The 25,716-nt window shown below is 65.9% G+C and carries 20 protein-coding genes and 2 pseudogenes; 9 read left to right on the top strand and 13 right to left on the bottom strand.

All coding sequences use genetic code 11. The features are described from left to right. Positions 1-351: 351 nt before the first annotated feature. A complete protein-coding gene (locus U5N23_RS30725) occupies positions 352-1,128 on the top strand; it encodes a helix-turn-helix transcriptional regulator (RefSeq protein ID WP_322596465.1) in 777 nt (258 codons plus the stop codon). A gap of 6 nt (positions 1,129-1,134) precedes the next feature. On the opposite strand, the gene U5N23_RS30720 is transcribed toward U5N23_RS30725, so the two are convergent. After that, a complete protein-coding gene (locus U5N23_RS30720; protein ID WP_322596464.1) occupies positions 1,135-2,091 on the bottom strand; it encodes a succinylglutamate desuccinylase/aspartoacylase domain-containing protein in 957 nt (318 codons plus the stop codon). A gap of 4 nt (positions 2,092-2,095) precedes the next feature. Beyond that, entirely contained in the window at positions 2,096-3,100 is a 1,005-nt protein-coding gene (locus U5N23_RS30715; protein WP_322596463.1) for a tripartite tricarboxylate transporter substrate binding protein, read from the bottom strand. A 125-nt stretch (positions 3,101-3,225) separates the two neighbouring features. Here U5N23_RS30715 and U5N23_RS30710 point away from each other — a divergent pair, with 125 nt between their 5' ends. The 5 genes from U5N23_RS30710 to U5N23_RS30690 all read left to right on the top strand — a co-directional run bounded on the left by U5N23_RS30710 (position 3,226) and on the right by U5N23_RS30690 (position 9,657). Then, positions 3,226-4,086, top strand: a complete 861-nt coding sequence (locus tag U5N23_RS30710; RefSeq protein ID WP_322596462.1) for a MurR/RpiR family transcriptional regulator — start codon at positions 3,226-3,228, stop codon at positions 4,084-4,086. Between the two features lie 40 nt (positions 4,087-4,126). Continuing rightward, a complete protein-coding gene (locus tag U5N23_RS30705; protein ID WP_322596461.1) occupies positions 4,127-4,756 on the top strand; it encodes a protocatechuate 3,4-dioxygenase in 630 nt (209 codons plus the stop codon). A gap of 400 nt (positions 4,757-5,156) precedes the next feature. After that, entirely contained in the window at positions 5,157-5,831 is a 675-nt protein-coding gene (locus U5N23_RS30700; protein ID WP_322596460.1) for a hypothetical protein, read from the top strand. 259 nt (positions 5,832-6,090) lie between these two features. Further along, positions 6,091-7,038 (top strand): Na/Pi symporter, encoded by a 948-nt coding sequence (locus U5N23_RS30695; protein ID WP_322596459.1) that lies wholly within the window; start codon positions 6,091-6,093, stop codon positions 7,036-7,038. A gap of 924 nt (positions 7,039-7,962) precedes the next feature. After that, positions 7,963-9,657: a putative bifunctional diguanylate cyclase/phosphodiesterase gene (locus U5N23_RS30690; protein ID WP_322596458.1), complete on the top strand. Its 1,695-nt coding sequence runs from the start codon at positions 7,963-7,965 to the stop codon at positions 9,655-9,657. A gap of 157 nt (positions 9,658-9,814) precedes the next feature. Here U5N23_RS30690 and U5N23_RS30685 read toward each other — a convergent pair. Together U5N23_RS30685 and lplT are read right to left on the bottom strand one after the other, a co-directional pair. Beyond that, a pseudogene (locus U5N23_RS30685) lies at positions 9,815-10,870 on the bottom strand (glycosyltransferase family 4 protein). A gap of 23 nt (positions 10,871-10,893) precedes the next feature. After that, positions 10,894-12,153 carry a lysophospholipid transporter LplT gene (gene lplT / locus U5N23_RS30680; RefSeq protein ID WP_322596457.1) on the bottom strand — a complete coding sequence of 420 codons (1,260 nt, stop codon included), beginning with the start codon at positions 12,151-12,153 and terminating at the stop codon, positions 10,894-10,896. 337 nt (positions 12,154-12,490) lie between these two features. On the opposite strand from lplT, the pseudogene U5N23_RS30675 reads away from it, so the two are divergent. Then, positions 12,491-13,838 (top strand): annotated as a pseudogene (locus U5N23_RS30675) (UDP-glucose dehydrogenase family protein). Between the two features lie 417 nt (positions 13,839-14,255). Here U5N23_RS30675 and U5N23_RS30670 read toward each other — a convergent pair. Together U5N23_RS30670 and U5N23_RS30665 are read right to left on the bottom strand one after the other, a co-directional pair. Further along, positions 14,256-15,329: a hypothetical protein gene (locus U5N23_RS30670; protein WP_322596456.1), complete on the bottom strand. Its 1,074-nt coding sequence runs from the start codon at positions 15,327-15,329 to the stop codon at positions 14,256-14,258. Positions 15,330-15,371: 42 nt separating this feature from the next. Continuing rightward, positions 15,372-15,764 (bottom strand): hypothetical protein, encoded by a 393-nt coding sequence (locus tag U5N23_RS30665; protein ID WP_322596455.1) that lies wholly within the window; start codon positions 15,762-15,764, stop codon positions 15,372-15,374. A gap of 568 nt (positions 15,765-16,332) precedes the next feature. Between U5N23_RS30665 and U5N23_RS30660 the strand changes: the two genes are divergently transcribed. Both U5N23_RS30660 and U5N23_RS30655 read left to right on the top strand, forming a co-directional pair. Next, complete coding sequence (locus U5N23_RS30660; protein WP_322596454.1) at positions 16,333-17,511, top strand: dsDNA nuclease domain-containing protein; 1,179 nt, start codon at positions 16,333-16,335, stop codon at positions 17,509-17,511. A gap of 33 nt (positions 17,512-17,544) precedes the next feature. Next, positions 17,545-19,245, top strand: a complete 1,701-nt coding sequence (locus tag U5N23_RS30655; RefSeq protein WP_322596453.1) for a hypothetical protein — start codon at positions 17,545-17,547, stop codon at positions 19,243-19,245. A gap of 404 nt (positions 19,246-19,649) precedes the next feature. Here the strand turns inward: U5N23_RS30655 and U5N23_RS30650 are convergent, their stop codons facing one another. The 7 genes from U5N23_RS30650 to U5N23_RS30620 all read right to left on the bottom strand — a co-directional run bounded on the left by U5N23_RS30650 (position 19,650) and on the right by U5N23_RS30620 (position 25,650). Next, on the bottom strand, positions 19,650-19,934 hold the full coding sequence (locus U5N23_RS30650) for a type II toxin-antitoxin system RelE/ParE family toxin (RefSeq protein ID WP_322596452.1): 285 nt from the start codon (positions 19,932-19,934) through the stop codon (positions 19,650-19,652). Beyond that, complete coding sequence (locus U5N23_RS30645) at positions 19,931-20,224, bottom strand: antitoxin of toxin-antitoxin stability system (RefSeq protein WP_322596451.1); 294 nt, start codon at positions 20,222-20,224, stop codon at positions 19,931-19,933. The genes U5N23_RS30650 and U5N23_RS30645 overlap by 4 nt, the downstream gene beginning before the upstream one ends. A 127-nt stretch (positions 20,225-20,351) precedes the next feature. After that, positions 20,352-22,727, bottom strand: coding sequence for a TOTE conflict system archaeo-eukaryotic primase domain-containing protein (locus tag U5N23_RS30640; protein WP_322596450.1), 2,376 nt, complete (start codon positions 22,725-22,727; stop codon positions 20,352-20,354). Further along, complete coding sequence (locus U5N23_RS30635; RefSeq protein ID WP_322596449.1) at positions 22,705-23,253, bottom strand: hypothetical protein; 549 nt, start codon at positions 23,251-23,253, stop codon at positions 22,705-22,707. Before U5N23_RS30635 ends, U5N23_RS30640 begins: the two co-directional genes overlap by 23 nt. A 45-nt stretch (positions 23,254-23,298) precedes the next feature. Further along, positions 23,299-24,918 (bottom strand): glutamine-hydrolyzing GMP synthase, encoded by a 1,620-nt coding sequence (gene guaA / locus U5N23_RS30630; protein ID WP_322596448.1) that lies wholly within the window; start codon positions 24,916-24,918, stop codon positions 23,299-23,301. A gap of 25 nt (positions 24,919-24,943) precedes the next feature. Then, positions 24,944-25,378 carry a type II toxin-antitoxin system VapC family toxin gene (locus U5N23_RS30625; protein WP_322596447.1) on the bottom strand — a complete coding sequence of 145 codons (435 nt, stop codon included), beginning with the start codon at positions 25,376-25,378 and terminating at the stop codon, positions 24,944-24,946. Continuing rightward, entirely contained in the window at positions 25,375-25,650 is a 276-nt protein-coding gene (locus U5N23_RS30620; RefSeq protein ID WP_322596446.1) for a type II toxin-antitoxin system prevent-host-death family antitoxin, read from the bottom strand. The genes U5N23_RS30625 and U5N23_RS30620 overlap by 4 nt, the downstream gene beginning before the upstream one ends. Between the last annotated feature and the right edge of the window lie 66 nt (positions 25,651-25,716).

The raw sequence follows: 25,716 nt of genomic DNA, 5'->3' as shown, positions 1-25,716 counted from the left end.
GTGCGCAACTGCGGGTCCCTGACTTCGAGTACGTCGAACAGCCCCAGCGCGCGCAGCGCGGGTGCCAATGCCCCGATGTCGTCCGCAGCGGCCGCGCGGGCCTCGGCGGATGCGCCGGGGTCCTGCAGCACCCGCGCATTGGCGAGGAAGGCCCCCACCGATCCCTTGCGGACGGTGACGCCGCCCACCTCTACTTCGTTGACATGGTCTGGAAGAACATCCTGTGCGCGCATGGCCTGATTCCTGTTGATGTGATTCAAACAAGAATAAGATGCATTTGCCTGGCGGCTGTACACTGTATACGCCATTTGATTGCTCGATGCCGCCATTCACTCCGCCACCAGCGCCCCCATGTCCGACCTGAAGCTCGACCTCGCCACCATCGACGCGCCCGACGGCCCGCTGGTCATCGCCCTCGCCGGCACGCAAGACAGCGAGCGCATGACCGAGCCGCACCAGCACGCGCGTGGCCAGCTCTTCGGCTCACTGCGCGGGCTGATCTCGGTGAAGGTGCAGGATGCGGTATGGGTGGTGCCCGCCATCCATGCCGTGTGGCTGCCGCCGCACCACCTGCATGCGGCACAGTCGCATGGCCCCTTCCACGGCTGGAGCGTGTATGTCGAGCCCGCCGCCTGCCAGGGCCTGCCTGCCAGGCCCTGCACGCTGCGCACCTCGGGCCTGCTGCGCGAGGCGGTGCTGCGCGCGGCCGAGTGGCCGCTGGGCCCGCTCGATGCAAGCCAGTTGCGCGTGGCCGGGGTGATCCTGGACGAAATCCGCAGCCTGCCGGTCGAGCCCCTGGGCCTGCCCCTGCCCAGGGACGCACGCCTGCAGCTCATTGCGCGTGCGCTCATCGCCGACCCGGCGGACGGGCGCGACCTGGAGGCCTGGGCCCGGTGGGCAGCCCTGAGCTCGCGCACGCTGAGCCGGCGCTTCGTGGAGGAAACGGGCTTCAACTTCACCGCCTGGCGGCAGCGCGCGCGCCTCATGCGCTCGCTGGAGATGCTGGCCGCCCACGTGCCGGTGAACAGCATCGCACTGGACCTGGGCTACGCCACGGCCAGCGCGTTCATCAACCTGTTCAAGCGCAGCTTCGGGGAGACGCCTGCGGCCTACCGGCAGCGGCTGTAAGGAGGTTCAGACCTGCACCGTGAGGTACACGCCCTCGCGCCCCACCACCGGGTCGCGCGTGGGCATGAAGATGGTGCAGCCGTCGCAGGGCGAGCGGATCTCCTTGCCAGAGTCCACCGCGATCAGCTCGCCCTGGGCAAAGGTTTCGAAGCCGATGACCGGCCGCGTGAAGGCAAAGCGCTCCGTCTGCACCAGGTGCACCTCCAGCAGCCGAAAACGCCGCGCGAGCGCGCTGTCGGCGGGTGCAGGCAGGGCGTCGATGAGGCCATGGTGCGCCAGAAAGCGCAGCGTGACGTCGGTGGCCAGGTCGGCAGATGACCGGGCGAAATGCTGCCCGCACTCCACCACCACCGCGCCCAGGCTGTCGCTGGCCGGGTCGCCATGGCGGGCATAGGACATCACCCCGGTGCCCGGGGCCGCGCCCGGGGGCATCACCAGGTGCACCAGCGGGTTGCCCACGGCCAGGGTCAATGCAGCATTGCGCTCGAACTCCGGGTAGACCCAGAAGGGCTGCACCGGCGCGCGGGTGGAGTGGATGTCGAGGATGCTGTCGGCCGCGGCCAGCACCGGGCGCAGTTCGCGCGCACGGCGCAGCTCGGGGCTTTGCTCGCTGCCATCCAGCATCTCGGGCGACCAGATACGGTTGAGGTTGTGCACCAACTGGCGGTTCTCGTACGGCCGGTCGATGTCGAAGGCCTCGTAGGCCTGCACATTCGCAAAGCCCACCGTGAGCGTGCCGATCTTCGGGCGCACCCCGGTGTCGAGCAGGCGCGTGGCCGCCACCATGCCGCAGATCTCATTGCCGTGCGTGAGCGCATTGATCAGCACGTGCGGGCCGGGCCGGCCCGACTCGAAGCGGTGCACATAGGCGATACCGGTGTTGCCCTTGCGGTAGGCCGACAGGTCGCGCGGCAGCACCTCCAGGGGCGAATCGTCGGGGGCGAAGGCAGCCTGCTGCGTCATCGGCTTACTCACCCCGGATGCCCAGGCGCTTGACCAGGTCGCCATACACCGCCAGGCGCTCGCCCATCATCGCGGTGAACTGTGCGGACGACAGGGCCTCGGGCACCAGGGCGCCGCGTGTCTGCAGCGCTTCGATCATGGCCGGCTGCTCGGCCACCGAGCGCACGGCCTTGTACAGCGCGGCCAGCACCTCGGGCGGCGTCTTGGCGGGCGCGGCCAGGCCGATCCACGAGGTGGCGTTGCTCCGGGGGTAGCCCAGCTCTTCGAAGGTGGGCACATCGGGCAGCACCGACAGGCGCGTGGGCGCGGCCACCGCCAGCGCACGCAGCTTGCCGGCCTGGATCTGGGGCAGGAAGGGCGCGAGGTTGTCCAGCCCGAACTGCACCTCGTTGGCCATCAGCGCGGTGACCAGCGGGCCACCGCCCCGGTAGGGCACATGCACAGCGTCGAGCTGCGCGGCGTTCTTGAACAGCTCGGCATTGAGCTGGCCCATGCTGCCCGGCCCGGCGCTGCAGAAGTTGAGCTTGCCGGGGTTGGCCTTCACATGCGCGATGAATTCCTTGAGCGTCTTGGCCGGCACGGCCGGGTTGACCACCAGCACATTGGGCGTGCGCGCCAGCTGCGCGATGGAGGCGAAGTCCTTGATCGGGTCGTAGCCCACGTTGGACTGCGTGAGCGGGTTGGCCAGGTGCGAGCTTTGCGAGGACACGACCAGCGTGTAGCCGTCAGGCTTGGCGCGCGCCACCTGGGCGCTGGCGATGGAGCCGCCGGCACCGGCCCGGTTGTCGACCACCACCGAGGTGCCCAGCGCCTTGGCCAACGGCTCGGCGTAGAGCCGCGCGATCAGGTCCACCGAGCCGCCCGCAGGGAACGGCACCACCAGCGTCACCGTGCGGGAGGGGAAGGCCTGCGCATGGGCCGCAAAAGGCAATGCCGCAGCGGCAGCAGCAAGGCCGGCACCCAGAAGCTCGCGGCGGCGCAGGGTGGAGGCAGGGGATGTGGAGTTCATGGGCGTCCTGGGGTGGTAGAGCAGTGGCAGGGAAAAATTTGAAGATATTCTTGCAGTTTGATATCAATTTTGCAACAACACGCGCAAAATGGACATTGCCAAGATCTGCGCACAATCGGATCGCCATGAACCTGAACCAACGCATCACCAGCTACGGCAAGAAGCTCACCAAGAGCGAGCAGCGCCTGATCGCCGAGCTGCAGGCCCAGCACCCGCAGGGCCTGCTCGAATCGGCCACGCAGCTCGCGCGCAAGGTGAACACCAGCGCATCCACCGTGGTGCGCCTGCTCATCAAGCTGGGCTACGAGAGCTATGCCCAGGCGCAGATGGAAGCCCGCTCGGAGGTGACGGCCCTGCTCGCCGCGCCCGGCACGCGCGCCAGCGCCGTGATCGGCGACGACATCTCCATCCGCTCGTGCCTGGACAACGTGCTGCTGCACGACCAGCACAACCTGGCGGCCACCTTCGCCGCGCTCGATGTGGCGGCCTTCGAGGCCACGGTGCGCCTGCTCACCCAACGCAAGGCACGCGTGCACCTGCTGGGCCAGCGCCACGGCACCCCCATCGCCAGCCACCTGGCGCTGCACCTGAACATGTGCCTGCCCGACGTGCGCCTGATGGCGGCCACCAGCCCCCTGTTCATCGAAGACGAGATGCTCTGGCTGGGCGAGCACGACGTGCTGCTGGCCCCCACCTTCCGCCGCCATTCGCTGGCCATCACGCGGGCCGCAAAATACTTCAAGGAGCAAGGCGCCCGGGTGGTGCTGATGACCGACGACCCCACGGCCCCGGCGGTCGCATCGGCCGACCACGTGCTGCTGGTGCGCACGTCCAGCGCCTCGCCGTTCGACTCCTACACCGCCGCGCTGTCGGTCGCCAACGCGCTCGTGATGGCCGTGGCGCAACGCCGCAAGAAAGAGCTGGGCGCGGCCCTGGAGCGCGGCGAAGCGCTGTGGGCCAGGCACTGGAAGGAAAACCCGGGCTGACGGCAGCTTGCGGGAACTCGCGCCCCGCCCCTGCGCTCACATGGCGATGCACACCACCGCCCTGCCCCGGCGCACCGTCGCCGCCGCCCTGGTCGCCGCCCCCGCGCTCTGGCTGGGCGTGCGCGCCCAGCCGGCCGCCGCGCGCACCGCCACCCCATCGCAGACCGAGGGGCCCTTCTACCCCGTGCGCCTGCCCCAGGATGCCGACCACGACCTGCTGCGCAACGGCCAGCTCAGCTACCGCGGCGGCCAGCCGGCCTGGATCGAGGGCACGGTGACCGACCTGGCCGGCAAGCCCGTGCGCGGCGCGCAGGTCGAGATCTGGCAGTGCGACGAGAACGGCCACTACCACCACCCGGGCGATGGCGACAAGGCCGACGCCGCCTTCCAGGGCTTTGGCAAGGTGACCGTGGGGGCCGACGGCAGCTACCGCTTTCGCACCATCCGCCCCGTGCCGTACAGCGGGCGCACGCCGCACGTGCACTTCAAGGTGCGCCTGGGCCCGCGCGAGCTGCTGACCACGCAGCTCTACGTGGCGGGTGATGCGGGCAATGCGCGCGATTTTCTGTGGCGCAACCTACCCGAGGCGGGGCGCGATGCCCTCACCGTGCCGTTCACGCGCGGCGCGGATGGGCTGCAGGCGCGCTTTCCCATTGTAGTGGCGGGCTGAGACAGGCTCGCGCGGGACCGGCGAGACCCAAGTGAAGTAGCATAAAGAACGATTTGGGGCCCCCTATGAAAACCGGGTGCGCGTGATTCGCAATATTTCCAAACCCATTGACGTGCCAACCGGATCGACACGGGTGCGGGCGCGCGAGGCATGACGGCGCAGGTTCCGCGTCTGCGCATGTTTGCTGGGCCCAATGGCTCCGGAAAAAGCACCATCAAGGACCTGATGCCAGCCCAGTGGCTCGGCGTCTACATCAACGCGGACGAGATAGAAAGATTCATTGGTCAATCTACCACCAGCATGACAAGCGACGCCATGTGGGGAGGAAAAAGTGGCAGGTCCAGAAGCGCACACGGCCCGCAATAATGGCAACCGACCTACCGACCCAGCGTTCCGTACCGTGAACATCAACACCCTGCGCAAGAAAGCCCGGGCCCATGCGCTCGAAGTCGAAGACATCCTCGCGGCTGCCGTGCGCCGCACCCCGGGCCTGCAGGCGGAGCTGCAGCGCCTGTCTGCCGAGCTGGAGTGGTCCCATACACCCTTTCCTCCGGGTGGTGGCCACGTTGTGCCCCTGGCCAGGTGGGCCGAGGTTGCGGGCGCCTATGCGGAGGACGGCATTGCCGGCCTTGCCAGGTGGATGCATGCGCAGCCGGGGGACGGTACATCTGCCGACTACGCGCTCGCGTTGCTGCAGGCGCTCAAGACGCAGGAAGCCAACGATGCCCTCTTCACCCTGTTTTCTGACGCACTGGGCAACCCTGGGGGCCATCTGGGCGCGGCTTTTGGGCTGGCCGACACCATCAACCTCAAGTTCTCGTTCAAGGGTGCACTGCCACCCACACCCGCCCAGGCCGATCAGGCCCGGTCGTTCCTGATGGCGCTTTACCCCCTGGCCTGCGAGGAGCCCCAGCGCTGCAGCGTGGTGTGCGCCATGCGGGGCGTGGGCGACGACACCACCGCCCGGTTTCTGTCAACGATCAAGCCCTTTGGCGGGCCGTATGCGGGGCTGGAAAAGTCTGCGCAGCAGGTCATTCGCAAAAGGCTGCGCAGCACGGCCGCAGCGGGCCCATGACATGGCCGGGCCAAGAGGCGCCATGGCTGCACTGCACCCTGATGCAGGACAATTTCCCGATTGTCATACACCATGCAACTTTCCTTCGCTGCCTGGCGCAGCGGCGCCGGCAGAAGCCAAGCCAGCCAGCCACGGCCAGCGTGTAGACTCTTTTTGCGCGCAGGCCTTCCTGCGTGGCTTGTGATCCAGGCCCTCGCGGCCCAACCGCTGCAGCAGTGGCTGCTCCCGTCCCTTCCCTTCCATAGCGCGCCCTTCCTTCATGACCGACTGGCAGTGGATCTTCTCGGCCATCAGCGCCATCGCCTTGTTCCTGTACGGCCTGTCCGGCTTTTCGCGCGAGCTGCTGGACGCGGGCGGCCAGCGCCTGCAGGACTTTCTGCAAAAGGCCACGGCCAACCGTTTTGCCGGTGCCGCGCTGGGCGCCCTGTTCACTGCGCTGATCCAGTCCTCCTCGGCCGTGACCTCGCTGGCCATTGCGCTGGTGAACAGCGGGGTGCTGGGCTTCGGCGCGTCGCTGGCCGTGCTGCTGGGCGCCAATGTGGGCACCACCGCCACAGCGCTGCTGGTGTCCCTCAAGCTCACGGCACTGGGGCCCATCGCGCTGTCGCTGGGCGCACTCACCTCGGCCCTGGCCCCGGTGCGCTGGAAACCCCTGGGCAAGGTGCTGTTCTACTTCGGCTTCGTGCTGTTCGCGCTGGACCTGATCGGTGCGGCGCTGCTGCCGCTGCGTGAGAGCCCGGCCATCGTCGGCCTGCTGTCCCAGGCCGGCACCCCGTGGATCGGCGTGCTTGCGGGCATCGGCATCACGGCGCTGCTGCAAAGCTCGTCCGTCACCACCGGGCTGGCCGTGGTGCTGGTGCAGCAGCAGGTGCTGGCCACCGAGGCGGCCATCTACCTTGTGGTGGGCGCCAACATCGGCACCACCGTTACCGGCCTGATCGCATCGGCATCGATGGGCACGCTGGCACGCAAGACGGCGCTCATCAACGCCGGCTTCAAGGTCGTCGGCGCGGCGCTGTTCGCGCCCATGCTGGTGGTGTTTGCGCAGACCGTGGCGCGCCTGTCGCCCACGCCCGAGATGGCGGTGGCTTGGGCGCACCTGATCTTCAACCTGGTCAGTTCGGTGCTGTTCCTGGTGTTTCTGCCGCTGTACGTGGGGCCGCTGGAGCGCTGGGCACGGCCAGGGCCGCCGGTCCGCTCTCTGTAGCCGCATGGCCTTTCGCAAGGCACCGGCCGGGCACGTCACAGCACTGTCATCAAAGCCCCGCACGATGCCGCTGTAACCAACGCTTACAATCAGGCTCCGCCAAACGCCTGCCTGGTCAGCGCCCTCCGCGCCCGTCGCGCTGCCACACCATAACGGGAACCCTGCGATGAACTGGACGGAACGCCCTGCCCACTTGCCTGCGATGCAGTGCCTCGATCTGCAGGGCCAGCACAGCAGCAAGGCACTGGCGCACAGCGGCTGAGCCAGCCGCCCGACCCATCGCACGCTCCTCGCCCATGCCTCTTGCGGAACGACTTTTCACAGCGGCCTGGACCGCAGCCGTCGTGCTGCTGTTCGCCCTGTCGCAACGCGCACACGAACACGGCGCGCAGCTGTTCTTCGACAACGCCACGTGGCTCACCGCCTTCAGCCTGTCGGCCTTTCTGGCCTGGCGCGGCTGTCGGCAGGCGGCACCGGCCGATCGCGCGCTGCGCACGGGGCTCTTTGCCGGAGCGCTGCTGATCACCCTGGGGCAGGTCGTGTGGATCGTGCAGGTGGCGCTGGACTGGAACCCGTTTCCGGCCCCGGCCGATCTGTTCTTTCTGACGGCCGGGCCGCTGTGGGCCGCCACGGTGCTGCGCGCCGCCTTCACGCGGCTGGCTCCGGGCAGGGCCTACCCGGCCGCGCTGGACTTTGGCGGCGCGGTGCTGGCACTGCTGGCCTTCACCCTCATCATCTACCTGGTCTATCTGCCCGCCGGCGCCATTGGCGAGTTTGCCGTGGCCGCGGTGGTGGTGCTCTACCCGGTGAGCTTTCTCACGGCGGCCGGCGTGATGGCGCTGGCCGTGCCGCTGGTCGGCGCCCGGCTCACGCGCCCGCACCTGCTGGTCCTGCTGGGCATGCTGGGCTACGGCCTCGAGCTGGATGAACTGGAACGTGGAGCTGCTCGACGGCAGCCTGCGCCCCGGAGCCCCGCTGACCAACAGGGTCTGCAGCCTGTCGGCGCTGGCTTTCGGCTGGGGCACGCGCTGGCTGCGCCTGGAAGCATCCAGCGCGCCCGGCTACCGCCGCCACTGCGACCAGCTGATGAACTACCTGCCACTGGTGTCCATGACACTTGCGGCCGCCACGCTGGCCTGGCTGTTCCTCGGGGCGCACAACGACCGGCGCGCCGAGCAGTGGCTGGTACTGGCCTGCTGCCTGCTGGTGCTGGTGCTGGCGGCGCTGCGCCAGGCCTCGTGGCTGAGCCTGATCGAGCGCCTGCGCCACATCGAAGCGGCGGTGCTGCGCAACGAAGAACAGCTGTACCGCGTCGCCAACTTCGACGCGCTGACGGGCCTGCCCAACCGCTACTTCTTCGAAGACTCGCTGGAGCGCGCCGTGGCGGAGGCCGCGAACGGCCCCCAGCCGTCCGATCGCCGCATCGCACTGTTGCTGGTGGATCTGGATGATTTCAAGACCTTCGATGAAGCCTACGGCCACAGCGCCGGCGATGCGCTGCTGCGGGAGGCCGCCAGGCGGCTGAGCGAGCTGCTGGCAGGCCAGGGCCTGCTGGCGCGGCTGGCCGGCGACCAGTTCATGGTGATGGTGCCGCGCCCGGCCTCGCGCACGCTGCTGGCGCAGCAGGCGGTCAGCCTGGTCGAGGGGCTGGCCCGGCCATGGGACCTGGCCGACCTGGGCGAGCAGTACATGAGCGCCAGCATCGGCATCAGCATGTTTCCGGAGGACGCCGGCTCCAGCGCCGAACTGGTGCAGCACGCACACTCCGCGCTGCACGCCGCCAAGGGCGCGGGGCGCGGCTCCTACCGCTTCTACATCGAGGAGTTCACCCAGATCACCAGCCGGCGCATGGAGCTGCGCCGGCGCCTGCACAGCGCGCTGCGCAACGGCGAGTTCACGCTGGCCTACCAGCCCCAGCTGGACCACCTGCGCCAGGCGGTGGGTGCCGAGGTGCTGCTGCGCTGGTCGGTGGATGGCCGTGCCGTGCCGCCCGACGAGTTCATTCCGATGGCGGAGCAGACAGGGCTGATCGTGCCCATCGGCCTGTGGGTGTTCGAGCGCACCTGCCGCCAGATCGCCCAGTGGCAGGCCGAGGGCCTGCAGGTACCGCGGATCTCGGTCAACGTATCGGGCATTCAGCTGCGCGAGCCGGGCTTTGCGCAGGCGCTGCTGGACGCCGCACGCCGCGAGGGCGTGGTGGCGGGCGCACTGATCCTGGAGATCACCGAGTCGCAGTTGCTCGACGAATCGGTCTACGCCACCGCGCACGAACTGAAGAACGCCGGCTTCGCACTGTCCATCGACGATTTCGGCACGGGGCACTCGTCGCTGGTCAAGCTCAAGCGCCTGCCGGTGGGCGGGCTCAAGATCGACAAGGCCTTCGTGCGCGACATCGTGCAAGGCACCAACGACTGGGAAATCTGCGCCACCATCAACGCGCTGGCGCGCACGCTGGGCCTGCACGTGGTGGCCGAGGGCGTCGAGACCGAAGAACAGTTTCGCCTGCTGGCGGGCATGGGTTGCCAGCGCTTCCAGGGCTGGCTGTTCTCCAAGGCGACCACGCCAGACCTGCTGGCGCGCCACTGGCTGCTGCGCCAGAATGAGCCGCAAGGCTCCTGAAGCCTGGCATTCAGCGAGAACGCTCCGTGCACGGATTCCGGGAGAATGCAGCTCATACGGATTTGCATTCGATCGTATAACTAGGCGGGAGCCGCAAACAGTGCTGTAGCACGGCAAGGCGAGCCAACTATCGTTTACGGTTGAAGGCAAATCCGTATCAGCCCGTGCCGCCGGGCAACTCCACGTCGCCCAACGGGTGCAGTGGCGGCTGGGCGCGCCGCGGCGCCAGCGCCTGCAGAAACTGGCGCGACGCGGCCTCCCAGTTGAACTGCTCGGCGTGGCGGCGCACCGCGTCGCGCGGCTTGTGCAGCGCCGCCAGGCAGGCCGCGCGCAGGTCGGTGTCGAGCACGCCGCCAGGCGAATCGGCGCCCACCACGTCGATGGGGCCGGGCACGGGGTAGGCGGCCACGGGCGTGCCGCAGGCCATGGACTCGGCCATGACCAGCCCGAAGGTATCGGTGACGCTGGGGAACACCATCACGTCGGCCGTGCGGTACACCGGGGCCAGCGCCGGGCCGTCGAGCACGCCGATCCAGCGCACCTGCGGAAACCGGGCTTTGAGCCGCGGCAGCTCGGGGCCCTCGCCCGCCACCCATTTCTCGCCGGGCAGGTCAAGCTCCAGGAACTTGTGGACCTGCTTTTCCACGGCGATGCGGCCCACGTACAGGAACAGCGGCTCTGTGCTGCGCTCCATGCGCTCTCCCTCGGGCGAAAACAGCGACAGGTTCACCCCGCGCGACCACAGCCGCGCGCCCGCGAATCCCCGCGCCTTGAGGTCGTCGACGATGGCTGGCGTGGGCGTGAGCGTGGCGCGCGCTGCGTTGTGAAAGTGCCGCAGCACGGCATAGCTCCAGCGGGTGGGCAGCCCGATGCGGGCGTGCACATACTCCGGAAAGCGGCTGTGGTACGCAGTGGTGAATGGCCACCCCTCGCGGATCGCGAATGAGCGGGCCGGCCAGCCCAACGGCCCCTCGGTGGCGATGTGCAGGCAGTCCGGGTCGATGGCGCGGATGCGGCGGCCCACCTCGCCCCGCGTGGTCAGCGCCAGCGATATCTCCGGATAGGTCGGGCATGGCATGGAGCGGAATCACTGGGGCGCCAGTATCTCGACCTGGTGCCCCATGCGCTGCAGCTCTGCGCGCGTCATCTTGAGCGTGCGCACCACGCCATTGACCTGGGGTTCCCAGGCATCGGTCACGATCAGAATCTTCATCGGTGGGTCCTCTTCTTTCTGCGTCAGGGGGGTGGCGGTGTGGCTTGCGCGACGGGGTGTTGCAGACTGCCGTGGGGCGCAACCCGCCGGGACACGCGCCAGCGCCAGCCGGCCAGGGCCGTACAGCCGGCAACCAGCAGGCCCAGGCTGGCAATCAGCAGGCCGGTCGTCCACCCCAGCGCCAGCAGCAGGGTGTAGGCGCCCAGCATGAGCAGCACGCTCAGGTTCTCGCTGAAGTTCTGCACCGCGATCGATTCGCCCGGGCTCAGCAACACATGGCCGCGGTGCTGCAGCAGCGCGTTCATGGGCACGATGAAAGCGCCTGACGCGAAACCCACGGCCGCCAGCAGCGGGACGGCCCAGCCCACGGTGTCCACCAGGGTCATCAGCGGCACCGCCAGCCCGATGAGCACGCCCAGTGGCAGCACGCGCGGCGCCTGTGCAAGCGACACCCATCGGCCAGCCAGGCGAGCACCAGCCGCAATGCCCACGGCAACCACGGCCTGCAGGTAGGCGGCCTGGTCCAGCCCCAGGCCCAGCGACTGCTGCGCCCAGGCCAGCACCACAAACTGCAGGGTGGCCCCCGCGCCCCAGAACAGCGTGGTCACCGACAGCGACATGCCACCCGCGCGGTCGCGCCAGAGCACGCGCTGCGCCAGGCCAAAGCGCGACAGCAGTGCCGGCAGCCGCCAGGGCGACGACGCACCGGCCGCAGGGCGCCGCGCGATGCAACCGTTGAGCACACCGGCCGCCAGGTAGACCGCCATGACCGCCACCAGCGCGGCCTGCCCACCCTGCACTCCCGCAGGGCCCCACAGGGCAGCGAAGGCATCGCTCACCAGCCAGCCACCCAGCGCCGTGCCCAGAATGATGGAGCCCACGGTCGTCACCTCCAGCCACCCGTTGGCCTGCACCAGCGCAGCGGCCGGCACGCGTTCGGTGACCAGCCCGTACTTGGCGGGCGAATAGCAGGCCGCGCCCGGCCCCGCGATGCAAAAGGCCGCCAACGGATGCAGCCCGACCAGCATGGCCAGGGGGGCGCAGGCCTTGAGCAGGTTGGCGGCCAGCATCACCCGCTCTTTGGGCCAGCGGTCGGCCAGCACGCCCACGAACGGCGCCAGCACCACATAGGCCATGGTGAAGACCAGCTTGAGCAGCGGCGCAAGCCAGGCGGCCTCGCCCATCCGCACCAGGCAGGCAATGGCCACCACCAGCAGCGCGTTATCGGCCAGCCCCGAGGCGAACTGCGCGGCGACCAGCAAGCGCACGCCGTGGATACTCATCGGGTGCCGCCTGCAGGGGTTGCCACATGCGCTCATGGCAGCCGATTACGCAGGGGGCATGTGTCGCTTGCATGACGTGGCCGCCGCCCTTCTCCCCCCCGCTCCCCCTCCTCCTTCTGTCTTGTGGCCGACATCCACCCGTCATCGCCCCGTCGCACCGGCGCGCGACAACCGGCCTTGCAACAACCACCCACACCAAGAACGGCCCACACAACTCAGCGAAACGATTTTGGCCATGCACTGCGCCGCAGGCAGTACGCACCATGAACCGAGCGCGTACGACAAGACGCAGCGACGATGCCAGCAGAGTTTTGGGGGCCGCGCCAAAGGACAGGCCATGAAAATCGTCGTATTCGGTGCCGGCTATGTCGGCCTGGTCTCCGCTGCCTGCTTTGCGGACATGGGCAACGACGTGGTCTGCATCGAGCGCGATGCGGCCCGCGTGAAGGCCATCGAGGACGGCCGGCTGCCGCTCTACGAGCCCGGGCTGGACGCCATCGTCGAGCGCAACCTGCGCGCGCGCCGGTGAAGCTGGCGACCGGCGAGGACATGGACCACCTGCGCGGGCGCGACGCGATCTTCGTCGCGGTGGGCACCCCCTCGGCCGGCGATGGTGCCCCCGACCTGTCGCAGGTGCGCGAGGTGGCGCGAACCATCCGGGCGGCACATCGACCAATACACCGTGGTGGTGAACAAATCCACCGTGCCCGTGGGCACCGCCGACGAGGTGGGCGCGCACCATCCGCGGCGAGCTCGCAGCGCGCGGCGCTGAAGCCGTGCCCTTCGACGTGGTGTCGAACCCCGAATTCCTCAAGGAAGGCGCGGCGGTGCACGACTTCCAGCGCCCCGACCGCATCGTCATCGGCGCATCGTCACCGCGCGCCATCGGCGTGATGCGCGAGCTGTACGGACCGATTTCACGGCTTAGGGACAAGGTGATCGTGATGGACCCGCGCTCTGCCGAACTCACCAAGTACGCCGCCAACGCCATGCTGGCGCTGCGCATATCCTTCATGAACGAAATGGCCGCGCTGGCCGACGCGCACGGCGCAGACATCGAGCAGGTGCGCATCGGCGTGGGCACCGACCCGCGCATCGGCCCGCAGTTTCTGTACCCGGGCATCGGCTTCGGCGGATCGTGCTTTCCCAAGGACCTGCGGGCGCTCGAATGGATGGCGCGGCAAGCCCACCTGACACCCCGCCTGCTGCCCGCCGTGCGCGAGGTCAACGACGCACAAAAGCGCCTGCTGCCGCGCGAGATTTCAGCCTTCTTCGGCGGCCAGCTCGCAGGCCGCACCGTCACCGTATGGGGCCTGGCCTTCAAGCCCGAAACCGACGACGTGCGCGAAGCCCCCGGCTGCATGCTGGTGGCCGAACTGCTGGCGGCCGGCGCGCACGTGCGCGCCTACTGCCCCATGGCGATGCGCAACGCGCACGCACAGCTCGCGGCCCGGCTGGCCCCCGGCGACATGGATCGGCTTGCCCTGGTCTCACAGGCCGACGACGCCCTGGCCGGCGCCGACGTGCTCGCGCTGGCGACCGAATGGAAAGAGTTCAGCAGCCCCGACTTTGCCGCCATGGCGCGGCAATTGCTCGCAGGTGCGGTGTTCGATGGCCGCAACCAGTACCGACCGGAGACGGTGCGTCAGCATGGGCTGGTCTACTGGGGGGTGGGCCGGGTGTAACCGCCGCTCTGACTGAGCGATGACATCAATGAGGTCAGCGCAGGCTTGCTCTTGCCGGACAGGGTCCACCCAACCGTCATGCGCCAGCGCCACCCGTTCAGGTACGCAGGGTTCCACCCGCGACCCAGCTATGCCGAAAGTGGGCCGACGAGCAGTGCATCATTGTGAGCGGCTTTTTCCACATGCGTGCATGGCAGTTCGCGCAATGCGTGGGTGAAGGCGAGCACCACGTTCTGCACCCGAGGCTGCGTGCCTGCGGACGGATACCCAGCAGATCATCTAGGACAATTTCTCGATTGTCATGAACTGGCGCAGTGCTATACCGGCCCATCCCACCACCGACCCGCGCACCGGCCTCCAACCCCGAGCATCAGGCTTCGGCGGCTCCGGCTACGGCCGGCATGCCGCCCCCCGCCGCTAACGCGGCGAAAAGCACTGGCCCGCAGCGATGGCCGCCGTGACAACCGGCTCCAGGCTGGCGGCGGTGGTGAAGGTCGACAGCGTTGCCGGGTCGTCCAGCAGGCACAGGTGATTGGCCTTGCGCACCAGCGCCACACGCGTCCAGACCGGGGCCAACAAATGGCCGTATGGGAAGGCTTGGGTGTTGCCCCAGAACACCGCCAGGCCTGCCCCGAACTCCGAGCGTTGCGGCTGGAACCAGAAGGTGCGGCTCAAGGCACCCGGGGTAGCGACACCCACGCCACCGCATTGCCCATTGGAGAAATTCACCGTGCCCACGGCCACGTCAACCGACGACCAACCCTCGCCCCGAACTGAAAGGCGCCACAGGTCTCGCACGCCGCCACTGGCCGAGGCCTGGCACCGGTCGTGCTGCCATTCACCGTCCGGCAGCGTGGACAGCGGGGCACACTGCACCGCCACCGACTTCACAGCGGCAGCGGCAACCACGCCAGAACCATTGCGAACCACGCAACCCGAGCCAGCGGGGGCCGTCTTCACCGCCACCGAGTAGCTGGCGCCCGCGGCCAGCGGCCTGGCGAAGGTGAACGCACCGTCGGCAGCAACGGCCAGATCTTCACCACCCGCATTGGTGAGCACCACGGCCTGGCCAGCAGGCACGCCGCTCACCGTGCCGCCCAACGTGTAGCCAGCCCCCACGCCCATGCAATCGACCCGCACATTCGTGGGCGCTGCCGACAGGGTGCCCGTGCCCTGCCCCACGGTGCAGTGCTGCCCGGCGGGCTGGGTCTTGACGGTCACGGCATAGGGCGCACCAGGCGCTGCCGCGTGCCCAAACGCAAATGCGCCGTTGGCGTTGAGCGCCAGCTCGTCACTGCCGTTGTTCTGCAGGGTGATGGTCTTGCCCTGCTCCAAGCCATACAGCACGCCGGATACCGCCAGACTGCCGGAGGCATCGTCCCCACCCCCACCGCATGCCGTGATCATGCCGGCCGACATGACGGCGCACAGCGCCGTGACGGACCGACGTGCAGGGGCGCGCAGGCACACCGGGGGCAGCTTGAAATGCATAGCGCTTTATGGCGATGGGCGAAGTGACGACCTCAACCGCGCTCAGCAACGCTTCGCCGCGCGCAGCAAGGCGTTGCACGACGCGGGCGCGGGAGCAGCAGTAGCAGCGCCACCACTGCCCTGCCCCGCCATGGCCGTGCAGATCGCATCCGACTGCGGCGTCTGGCCGAAGGTCATTGCCTTCGTGAACTGCGAGGGCGAGTACATGTAGCAGGAATAGCTGGCGCCCTCGCGCGTGCGAACGCGGTAGTTGATGCGGCCGTTGCTGCCTTCTTCCTTTTGCTGGTCGCTGATGGTGAAGGTGCCGACTTCGCGGCCAATGGCCTGCGACGTGCGCTGCTCGATGCCTTGCTGCGTGACGGTGGTGGCGCAGCCGCTCAGGACGAGGAGGGATGCGGCGCAGGCAGAGGAAATTCGCGGAAAGGTCATGGGCATGGTTTGGGAGATAGAGGAAATAGAGGATGGGCAGTTGCATTGCGCATTGCCCTGCACGAGCGAGGGCAACACGGTTCAGGCCATTGTGGAAGCGCATCGCGGGCGCGGGAACCCTACTGAGGTATGGGTTACGTCGGTGGGATCCGCTCCGAAATCCTCAGGGTAGTCGCTAGCGCATCTTGGCTGCGCTAGATCACTACCCATTTCGGCGGCCAGCTCTCCGGCCGCACCATCGCTTTGTAGGACTGGGCCTTAAAGCTCGAAACCGACGACGTGCGCGAGGTCCCTCGGCTGCATGCTAGTGGCCGCCCAGCTGAGCCTGCGGACATGGGCCGCGTGACCCTAGCCCTGGGCGCCGATGAGGCCCTGCCCGGCGCCAACCTGCTGGCGCTGGCGACCGAGTGGAAGGAGTTCAGCAGCTAGGATTTTCCAGCTGCCCGGCGAACGGTTGTTCTGATTCCCACCGCACTTGGCCATACAAAACTTTACAGATTTCTACTGGTCATAGATGATGGTACGAACAGAACAAGATTTCCTGCGCACAGCGTAGGCAAAAGAGGAGGGAGTGTTGAACGCAATCAATGGCGCAGCAGAGCTTTTGCTGGTCGCAAACAATCCAAAGTATTCGGAAACAGGCGGTGGACACGGAGCAAAGGGCGTCGACTTCCCTCGATGGTGGGCAGTCTTCCGAATGATGGAGCTTGAGAAAGCCAACGAGCCAGATTTTCTCCTTCTCTTTGAGTCCGTCCAAGACGTCGCAGAACTCGATTCCGCAATCGCACCTACCCGTGCCAAGGTCTACCAGGTTAAGAAGAAGGACTCCGGCACTTGGACATGGTCTGTCCTCACTGGCACTGTTGCCCCCAAGGCCCCAACGGCCAAGCCCAAGAAGTCAACTAAGGTTGCCGCCTCGCCGGCGAAGGCACCGACCTTTGAGAAGGTACCTGACTCCGCTCTCGGCAAGCTGCACCTCAGCCTGAGCGCATTTAGCTCAATGCCCGTTGAAGGCATATTTCTCTCGAATGCGGGCTGTGACTTCCCGCTAGCAAGCGGAGGCTCTGCGGCCACGACGATGCCATGCTCACTCGCGGATCTGGCGCCTGACCACGCGCAGTTGCTGGCAGACGCCTTCGCCTCGTTGTCGCCGCCGGGAAGTGCCCCGCCAAATTTGACCCGAGTAAAGCTACAGAAGGTTGCTATACACCCCGACAATTTGACCGCTCCGGCAATCTCTGCTGCATTGGAGTTGTTGAACGAACGCAGCCCGGAGCACGCAAGTCAAGCAAAAGCTTTCGTCGACTCATTGATGATGCAGCTTTCGCCGCTTACCCGCCGAACCGATACCTGCTTGTCGTACAGTGACCTCGTCAAAGAGCGGGGCTTTTCAAGGAAGGCATTCTTGGAAGCGCTGGCTGCGCTGGAGACTGTACCTGACCGCCTAGCGCTGTTGGACATCTGGCTGAAGCAACTCCAAGCCGAAGGCCTGGACTTCAGGACCATCACGTCGGTCAGACTGGAGGCGGCACATGCCCAGCGCGACAGACTTATCGGTGGAACCGACCTGTCCAGAGAAATCGACACCTTCTGCGACGATTGGATAGCAGACCACCCCTGGACATCTAACTTGCGGCCTTTCGTCGAGGCCGCGCTCGCCGCACTCAAGGTCAAATTTAGCGAACTTCGCGATAACGACCTGATGGCGCGGTTTGTCATGAGAGCCATCACGAAATGCGTGGACCAAAACTGAGACTCCTCGTCCGAAGCCTGAGAACAAAGAACTATGCATCGCTTCCGATTCAAAAACATCTGGCTGCTCTCTCATCGCGAGAAGAAGGCACGACACGTAGAGTTCCACCCGAACAAGAACTTGCTGGTGGGGAGGAACCACACGGGCAAGACGACTCTGATTCGGAGCCTGTTTGAGACGCTCGGCGCAAAGCCACAGGGCGAGCTCGAACAATGGGATGAAAATGCGGCCTCCCTCCTGGAATTTTCAGTTGACGACATGCGCTATTTCGCGCTCCATCAAGACGGCAGGCGCGCGCTTTTTGACGCGCACTTGAACCTTCTCATCTCGACCTCGAAGTTCGGCGAATGGTCAAAAAGCTTCTGCGAGATAACCGACTTCAACCTCGTTTTCTCTGACAAGAAGCAGGCGGAGGTGGTACCCGCAGACCCAGCATGCTTTTTCGCGCCGTTTTACGTGAATCAGGACGGAAGCTGGCAGGCCGACTGGAACACATTCGGCGGGATGAAGCGATTCAGCGCGCCGTTCAAGCCAATCCTCGAATACTTCACCGGCGTGTGTCCGCCGGAATACTACAGGGCAAGCGCAGAGAAATCCCAGCATGCCAAAGTTCTAGAAGAATTCCGTCGCGAGTACCGTCTCCTTGAGCGCACCATAGCTCGTTTTAGTAAAGCGGTCTCTCTTTCGGGCCCCAAAGTGAATGCCGACAACTTTGCTATCGAGATTGAGCAACTCACCAAGGATGTAAACGACCTCAACATCCGACAGGAAACGCTGCGCAGCGTGGCCGTCCGAGAGCAAGAACTTCTGAAAAGTTTAGACCATCAAATTCAGCTTGCCGACAGGGCTTTAGTTGGCTATGAAAGTGACGCAAGCTACCTCCTCAAAGAAGGCGCTGCTCCACTAGTCTGCCCCACATGTCATGCGGAACACGAAAGACCTTTTCTCGACCTGCTGGAGTTCGCTGAGGATGCTCGCGTTCTACGCGAGCTTGCCGCACGACTGCGTGAGGATGCTAGAGAGGTTAGAACGCGGACGCAGAAAGCCTTCGCGGAACTCAGCACCCTCAATGAGAGCTACCGACGTATATCTCGCTTGCTGGATACACGTAAAGGCGAGTTGAAGTTCAAGGACGTCGTAAGCAGTTTCGGCGCAGAGTCGGCCTTCGCGGCCTTCGCGGCTGAGCGCAAGCAGATTCAAGACGCTATTGACGCAGCGGTTCTCACTGTCGACGCACTTGAGTCGAAGATGAAAGAGTTGCGTTCCCTCAAACGCACGAAGGCAATTCTGAACGATTTCCGCGAGCACTACGCCGCCAGTCGCATCGCATTGCAGCTTCATTCCGTTGAAACAAAGAATATGCAGCTGGCATCACGCCCCTCACTTTCAGGAAGTGGCGGTCCGCGGTCAGTTCTTGCCTACTACGCTGCTCTCTGGCGGACAGTTCAAGGAAAAGACGGAACGTACGACGTCCCGGTGGTCATCGACTCGCCCAACCAGCAGGCTCAGGATGACCTCAATTTGCCGGCGGTTCTGAAGTTCATCGCAGAGGACTTGCCGCCGGGAATGCAGCTCATTGTCGGACTAGAAACGCAGACTGATTTCCCCTTTGACCATGAGGTAAGCCTTACGGAAAAGTACGGAATGCTCAATGAGGCAGATTGGGAGCCTACTGATAGGCTAATGGAGCCGCTGTTGAAAAAAATGTACGAAACGACACTGGCGCAAGGCTAAGAATTTCCGGATTGCGGCAACCAGTTTGCAACATCAAATGGCGTGGAGAGGCCGGATAAGCTCTGCTGAAGCAGCGCGTTAGAGACCCAAAAGCGGTCAAGGCGTCGCCCTACTATCCTCGATGCCTTCCCGCCCAAAGGGAAGCGCACATTCCGAGGGAATGATGGATGGAATGTGCCGCTTTGGTCTGAGCTACCCCTGTGAGTCAGCTCCCCGCAAAGAGGCCTCCAGTTTAAGCCAGCGAGACGGTATCGGATGGGCAGACGCTACCAGCTCGACCCCCTCACTCCCACTCACTCATTTCCGAGGCTGGAAACGCGCATGAGCCCTGCCTTTCGTACTCCGAATCATCGTGCTTACCGTCACTTCTACCGTCGAAGCCGAGCATTTTTGCGGGCCACCGATCACAACCGGGTCGGCGGCCACAGGCGAGCGGTATGTACCAAGGTCAAGATCCAGACGGTATCAGCCCGCACCTCATAGACCAGCCGATAGCTCTCGTGTGGGATCAACTCGCGGGTGCCCGGGATCTGTCCGGACCGACCAAGCAAAGGATGGTCGGCCAGTCGCCCGACTGCGGCCGAGAAAATCTCATCCATGCGGATGGCGGCGAGCGGGTTGTCATTGGCGATGAATTCAACGATGTCGGCTCGGTCTTGCTCGGCGGACAGGGTCCACAGGACCTTCATGCGTCAGCGCCACCCACTTTGGCCCGCAGTGCAGCGCGGCGGGCCGCAAAGCGTGCCTCGACATCGGCGTCACTGGCGTACTGGCCGGACGCGATCTGCGCGCGCGCCGAGTCGACCTTGGCGCGCAGGAAGACATCGTACTCACGGGTCTGCCGCTGGCGCTCGATGAACTCGCGCATCAGTTCACGCACCACCTGCGACGCAGGGCGGTGGCTGGCCTCGGCCTCGGCCATGAAGGCGTCGCGCAGCTCGGGCTCCAGCTTCATGGTGAACATGGCTTCTTTGGACATGACCGACTCCGGAAACGTTGATATCAACGAAGTATATACAACGTCAATACTTCCTGCCACGCAGCGTCGCCGATAGTGGTCTGCCCACTCGCCCCCATTCAAACGCACCTGAATCTGCATCAGCGCATCAAAGCAAGCTTTCGTTCGGCACGGTGCCGGCCTCGATCCGATATCCCATCGCTCGGTAGCCGCGCTGACGCTTGTCCCACATCCGCAGCAACGCCGGGTGGCCGGTGTCCACGAAGTCGATGATCTTCACATCGGTCTTGCTGGCGTGCTCCCGGTGCAGGCGACCGGCGTACTGCTGCAGCGTGCCTTTCCAGGACACCGGCATGGCGAGAACCAGCGTGTCCAGCGGCGGGTGGTCGAAGCCCTCCCCAACCAACTTGCCAGTCGCCAGGAGGACGCGCGGCGCGTCGGGCGCCAGTGCCTCAAGGTCTGCAACCAGCACCGCACGCTGCTTTCTGGACATCCGGCCATGCAATACGAAAAGAGCCGACCCAAGGCCGCCGAGGGCTGCCTCGATTGCGCCGAGGTGTTCCGTGCGCTCTGTCAGGACCAGCATCTTGCGACCCTGCGCGAAGGCGTCGCGCACCTCGGAGGCAATGGCCTCGGTCCTTGCCTGATCGTTGGCAAGATGCCGAAAGACTTCCTGGATGCCGGCGTCCTGCGGCAGATCGATCCGGACATGGCGGAACCGCGGCACAGACTCTAGGTCGTGCGGCGCTCCAGCCGGAGTGGCCGCCGTATGGCGGATGGGCCCGCATTGCATGAAGATGATCGGCTGCTGGCCGTCGCGTCGGATCGGGGTCGCCGTCAGGCCCAGCACATATTTGGCCTTGGTCCGCTTGAGGATGGCATCGAAGGAGACTGCGCCGACGTGATGGCACTCGTCGACGATCACCTGGCCATAGTCCTCGACCAGCGGCACCACCTCCCCCTGGCGGGACAGGGACTGCATCACGGCAATGTCGATCCTGCCGGTCGGCTTGGCCTTGCCGCCGCCGATGGTGCCGACCACGCCCTTGCCGACGCCGAGAAAGGCCTGTAGCCGCTCCTGCCACTGCTTCGCCAGCTCGGTGCGATGCACCAGCACCAGGGTGTTGACACCCCGGAGCGCGATCATCGCGGCGGCGGTGACCGTCTTGCCAAAGGCTGTTGGGGCGCACAGTACCCCGGCCTCGAAGGGCAGCATCACGGCGACGGCGGCCTCCTGATCTGGGCGCAGATTGCCGACAAACGACACATCCAACGGCTGGCCACTGAAGCGCTCGTCTCGCAGGTCGTAGGCAATGCCGTTCTCGCGCAGCAGCGACAGGGCAGCATCCAAACACCCGCGGGGCAACGCGATGTGCTGCGGGAAGTTCTCGGCGCAGCAGATGACACGCGGCTTGTCCCACACCGACATCCGCATCGCCTGCGCTTTGTAGAACTCAGGGTTCTGGAACGCCGCCAAGCGGATCAGGCGATTGGCCAGGGGCTGAGGAAGCTGCACCTTCTCGAAGTAGACCAGGTTGGCCAGGGTCAGCGTCAGCGAGCGGGGCATTGACCCCGTCAGCTTCTTCGACGCGGTGCTCTGGCGTGTCCACGGCGTAGCCAAGTCCTCGTCATCAATGAAGGTGACGTCCAGCGGATGGACGCCACCCGTGGCACGCAGGATGGTCGGCTCGATGTCGTGCGCGTCCATGGACTGGACCGCGGCCAGGAACGCCCACTGGTCCGGATAGGGGCGCAGTTCGGCGTCAACGAAGACGCTGAAGCCTTTGTCCCTCGGGCCCTTCTGCAGCGGCAGCGCGATCAGGTTGCCAAACCCGCCCTTGGGCATCGTGTCCTGGTTCGGGAACAGCCGGTCGTAGGACGTAAGCCGGAGCTGCCGCGTGCGCGCGCAGGTGTGGCTGATGATGGCCGTGCCCAGGCGGCGGGCATCACGCGCCGACACGCGGCCGACAAAAAACACCCAGACATGTGCGCCCTGACCGGATCGCGAAACCTCCAGCGCTGCTGGTACGCCCAGCTCCGCGCAAGACAACATGAACGCCTGCGCATCGTCCTGCCATTCGGCCTCGTCGAAGTCGACAGCCAGGAAATGGCAGCTATCGTCCTCCAACAGCGGATACACCCCCACCGTGTGCCCGCCGGCCAAGTGGTTGTAGATCACCGTGTCCGACAGCGGGACGAGCAGACGATTGCCGCAGTCTCCGCACTTGATGCGTGGCTTCTCGCACACTCCGGGACGCCACTCATTCGCGCAGGCCGGCGCGTAGCCCGACTTGCCCGTGGTCTTGCTTTCCCATCGAACGGGGAACACATCGGTACGGCCGCGGAAGAGCCGTCGGAAGATGGCAACCTTCTCGTGTGTGGACAGTCTCGATGGCTCAATGGGCGGTGGGGACGGCTGCTGCTGCGCCCGCCATTCGATGCCGTGCGCTTCGAGCAGCGCGATCAGCCGATCGTGCTCCGCGCGCAGCGTGGTGAGTTCATCACTGCCCGCCATCGAACCCATACTCGGCCAGCAGGTCGTCCATGTCGTCACCAACGCCGTAGCCCAGGTTGTGGCCGAGGCGTCGAACAGCGTCGAGGCGACCCAACAATGCGGACCTGGGCACCTCGGGCAAGGCGTCCATGACTTTCAACGCCTGCCCGAACATCCGCACCAGGGCGTCGAAGTAACCCTCGTCCTGCAAGCCAATGTCGCTGCTGAACCCCACTGCGCGCTCGCAGAAGAACACCATCAGTTCGGCCAGGCCCTCCGGGTTGCCGATGGCCTTCTTGTAGTCCGCGATGGGCTTCTTGGCCTTGGCGACCGAGGTGTCCTGGTTCTTGAACACGTCGGGCCAAAGCCAGCGGTCGATGGTTACCTTGTACGGCTTCAACACATCGTCGCCGAGCCCGAAGCGGGCATGCAGAAAGGCCTGGTTGTCCTTGCTGGCGGCGTACAGGTCTTGCACCAGACCGATCAAGCCCGGGCGGTCGAAGTCAGCGAGCTTGTTCTTGACGTCGCTCCAACTCGGCGCTTTCCTTGTGACCATGCTTCGATCTAAGTCATTGATTGATAGAGAAATTCTCCAAACCCCTCACTCCCACTCAATCGTCGCCGGCGGCTTGCTGCTCACGTCGTACGTGACCCGGTTGATCCCCCGCACCTCGTTGATGATGCGCCCCGACACCTTCTTGAGCAGCGCATAGGGCAGCTCGGCCCAGTCGGCGGTCATGAAGTCGCTGGTCTGCACGGCGCGCAGGGCGACAACGTAGTCGTACGTGCGACCATCGCCCATCACGCCCACGCTCTTGACCGGCAGGAAGACGGTGAAGGCCTGGCTGGTGAGGTCGTACCAGTTCTTGCCGGTGGCTTCGTCCACATGGTTGCGCAGCTCTTCGATGAAGATGGCGTCGGCGCGGCGCAGCAGGTCGGCGTATTCTTTTTTCACCTCGCCCAAGATGCGCACGCCCAGGCCGGGGCCGGGGAAGGGGTGGCGGTAGACCATTTCGGGCGGCAGGCCCAGGGCCACGCCGAGTTCGCGCACTTCGTCCTTGAACAGGTCGCGCAGGGGCTCCAGCAGCTTCAGGCCCAACTGCTCTGGCAGGCCGCCCACGTTGTGGTGGCTCTTGATGGTGACGGCCTTTTTGCTCTTGGCGCCGCCGGATTCGATGACGTCGGGGTAGATGGTGCCCTGGGCCAGGAAGGTGGCGCCTTTGTGGCCTCCATCGCCGGCCTTGAGCTTCGCGGCCTCGGCCTTGAACACGTCGACGAACAGGCCGCCGATGATCTTGCGCTTGGCTTCGGGCTCGCTCACGCCGGCCAGCTTGCCGAGGAACAGGTCGCTGGCGTCCACGCGGATGACCTTGGCCTGCAGCTTGCCGACGAACATGTCCATGACCATGTCGCCTTCGTTCAGGCGCAGCAGGCCGTGGTCGACGAACACGCAGGTGAGCTGGTCGCCGATGGCGCGGTGGATCAGCGCTGCGGCCACGGACGAATCGACGCCGCCGGAGAGGCCGAGGATCACTTCCTCATTGCCCACCTGCTGGCGGATGAGCTCCACGGCTTCGGCAATGTGGTCGCGCATGACCCAGTCGGGGCGGGTGCCGCAGATGCCGAGCACGAAGCGGTCGAGCAGCGCCCTGCCCTGCACGGTGTGGGTGACTTCGGGGTGGAACTGCAGGGCGTAGAAGCGGCGCTCTTCGTCGGCCATGCCGGCGATGGGGCAGCTGTCGGTGCTGGCCATGAGCTTGAAGCCCGGGGGCAGCTCGGTGACCTTGTCGCCGTGGCTCATCCACACGTTGAGCATGCCGTGGCCTTCGGGGGTGGTGAAGTCGGCGATGTCCTTGAGCAGCGCGGTGTGGCCTCGGGCGCGCACGGCGGCAAAGCCGAACTCGCGCTTGTGGCCGCCCTCGACCTTGCCGCCCAGTTGGTGCGCCATGGTCTGCATGCCGTAGCAGATGCCAAGCACGGGCAGGCCAAGCTGGAACACGGCTTCGGGCGCCTTGTCGGTGGTGTCTTCGTACACGCTGGCGTGGCTGCCGGACAGGATGATGCCCTTGAGTGAGCCGTCCTTGGCGTAGTCGCGCACCCACTCGTCCGTCACGTCGCAGGGGTGTACTTCGCAGTACACGTTGGCTTCGCGCACGCGGCGGGCGATGAGCTGGGTGACTTGCGAGCCGAAATCGAGGATGAGGATTTTCTGGTGTTGCATGGCGTTGGGCGGCGGTTGGGGTTTTTTAAAGGCTGGAGAGGTCGAGAAGCGGTACGCCGCTGCGCTTTGCAGCGGCTGCCTGGGCGGCGTCGAACGTGGCCAGGGGTAGGCGCAGGGAGCGGGCCAGCCACAGGTAGGCGGCGTCGAAGGTGGGCAAGCCGGTGTCCAGCGCCACGTCGAGCACGGCCTTGTGCTGGGCGGGGGCCAGCTCATGCAGCTCCACGCGGTGGCATATGGCTTCGAGCACGCCCCACAGGCCTTCGACCGATGCGGGCGGGATGCGGCCGCTGTGAACGCCGCTGCTGATGAGGTTGCTGCACTCCCACTGCCAGAGGTTGGGGGCCTGGGGCTCAACCTCGTCGCGGCGGATCAGGGTGTAGAGGCGGCGCGTGTGCTCGCTGGCGGCGTCGGGCAGCAGCCAGGCGGCGGTGACGGAGGCGTCGAGGACGAAGGCGGTCATGCTGCTGCGGCCCTGCCCTTGCGGCGCAAGGTGTCGGGGGCGGTGGAATTGGCCGCAGACTCGCCTGCGGGGCGGATGCTGGCGTGCAGGGCATCCATCTGGCCCAGCTCGCGGGCGATCTGCTCGTCGGTGATGACAGGGCGGCGGCGCACGGGCAGCAGGCGCACCACCTCTTTGCCGTGGCGGGTGATGCGCACCTCTTCACCCTGCTCGACCAGCTCGATCAGGGCGGAGAACCTGCTCTTGGCTTCGTAGATACCGACGGACTGCATGGATGCGCGGGCCCCCAAAAGAAAAAGTCTGGCCTGAATGGTGAATTCAGACCAGACTATATCATT

Source organism: Acidovorax sp. (genome assembly GCF_034519795.1).
Lineage (GTDB): Bacteria > Pseudomonadota > Gammaproteobacteria > Burkholderiales > Burkholderiaceae_C > Acidovorax.
The sequence above is the reverse complement of the archived record's forward strand: the minus strand, read 5'-3'. Positions and strand labels throughout refer to the sequence as shown.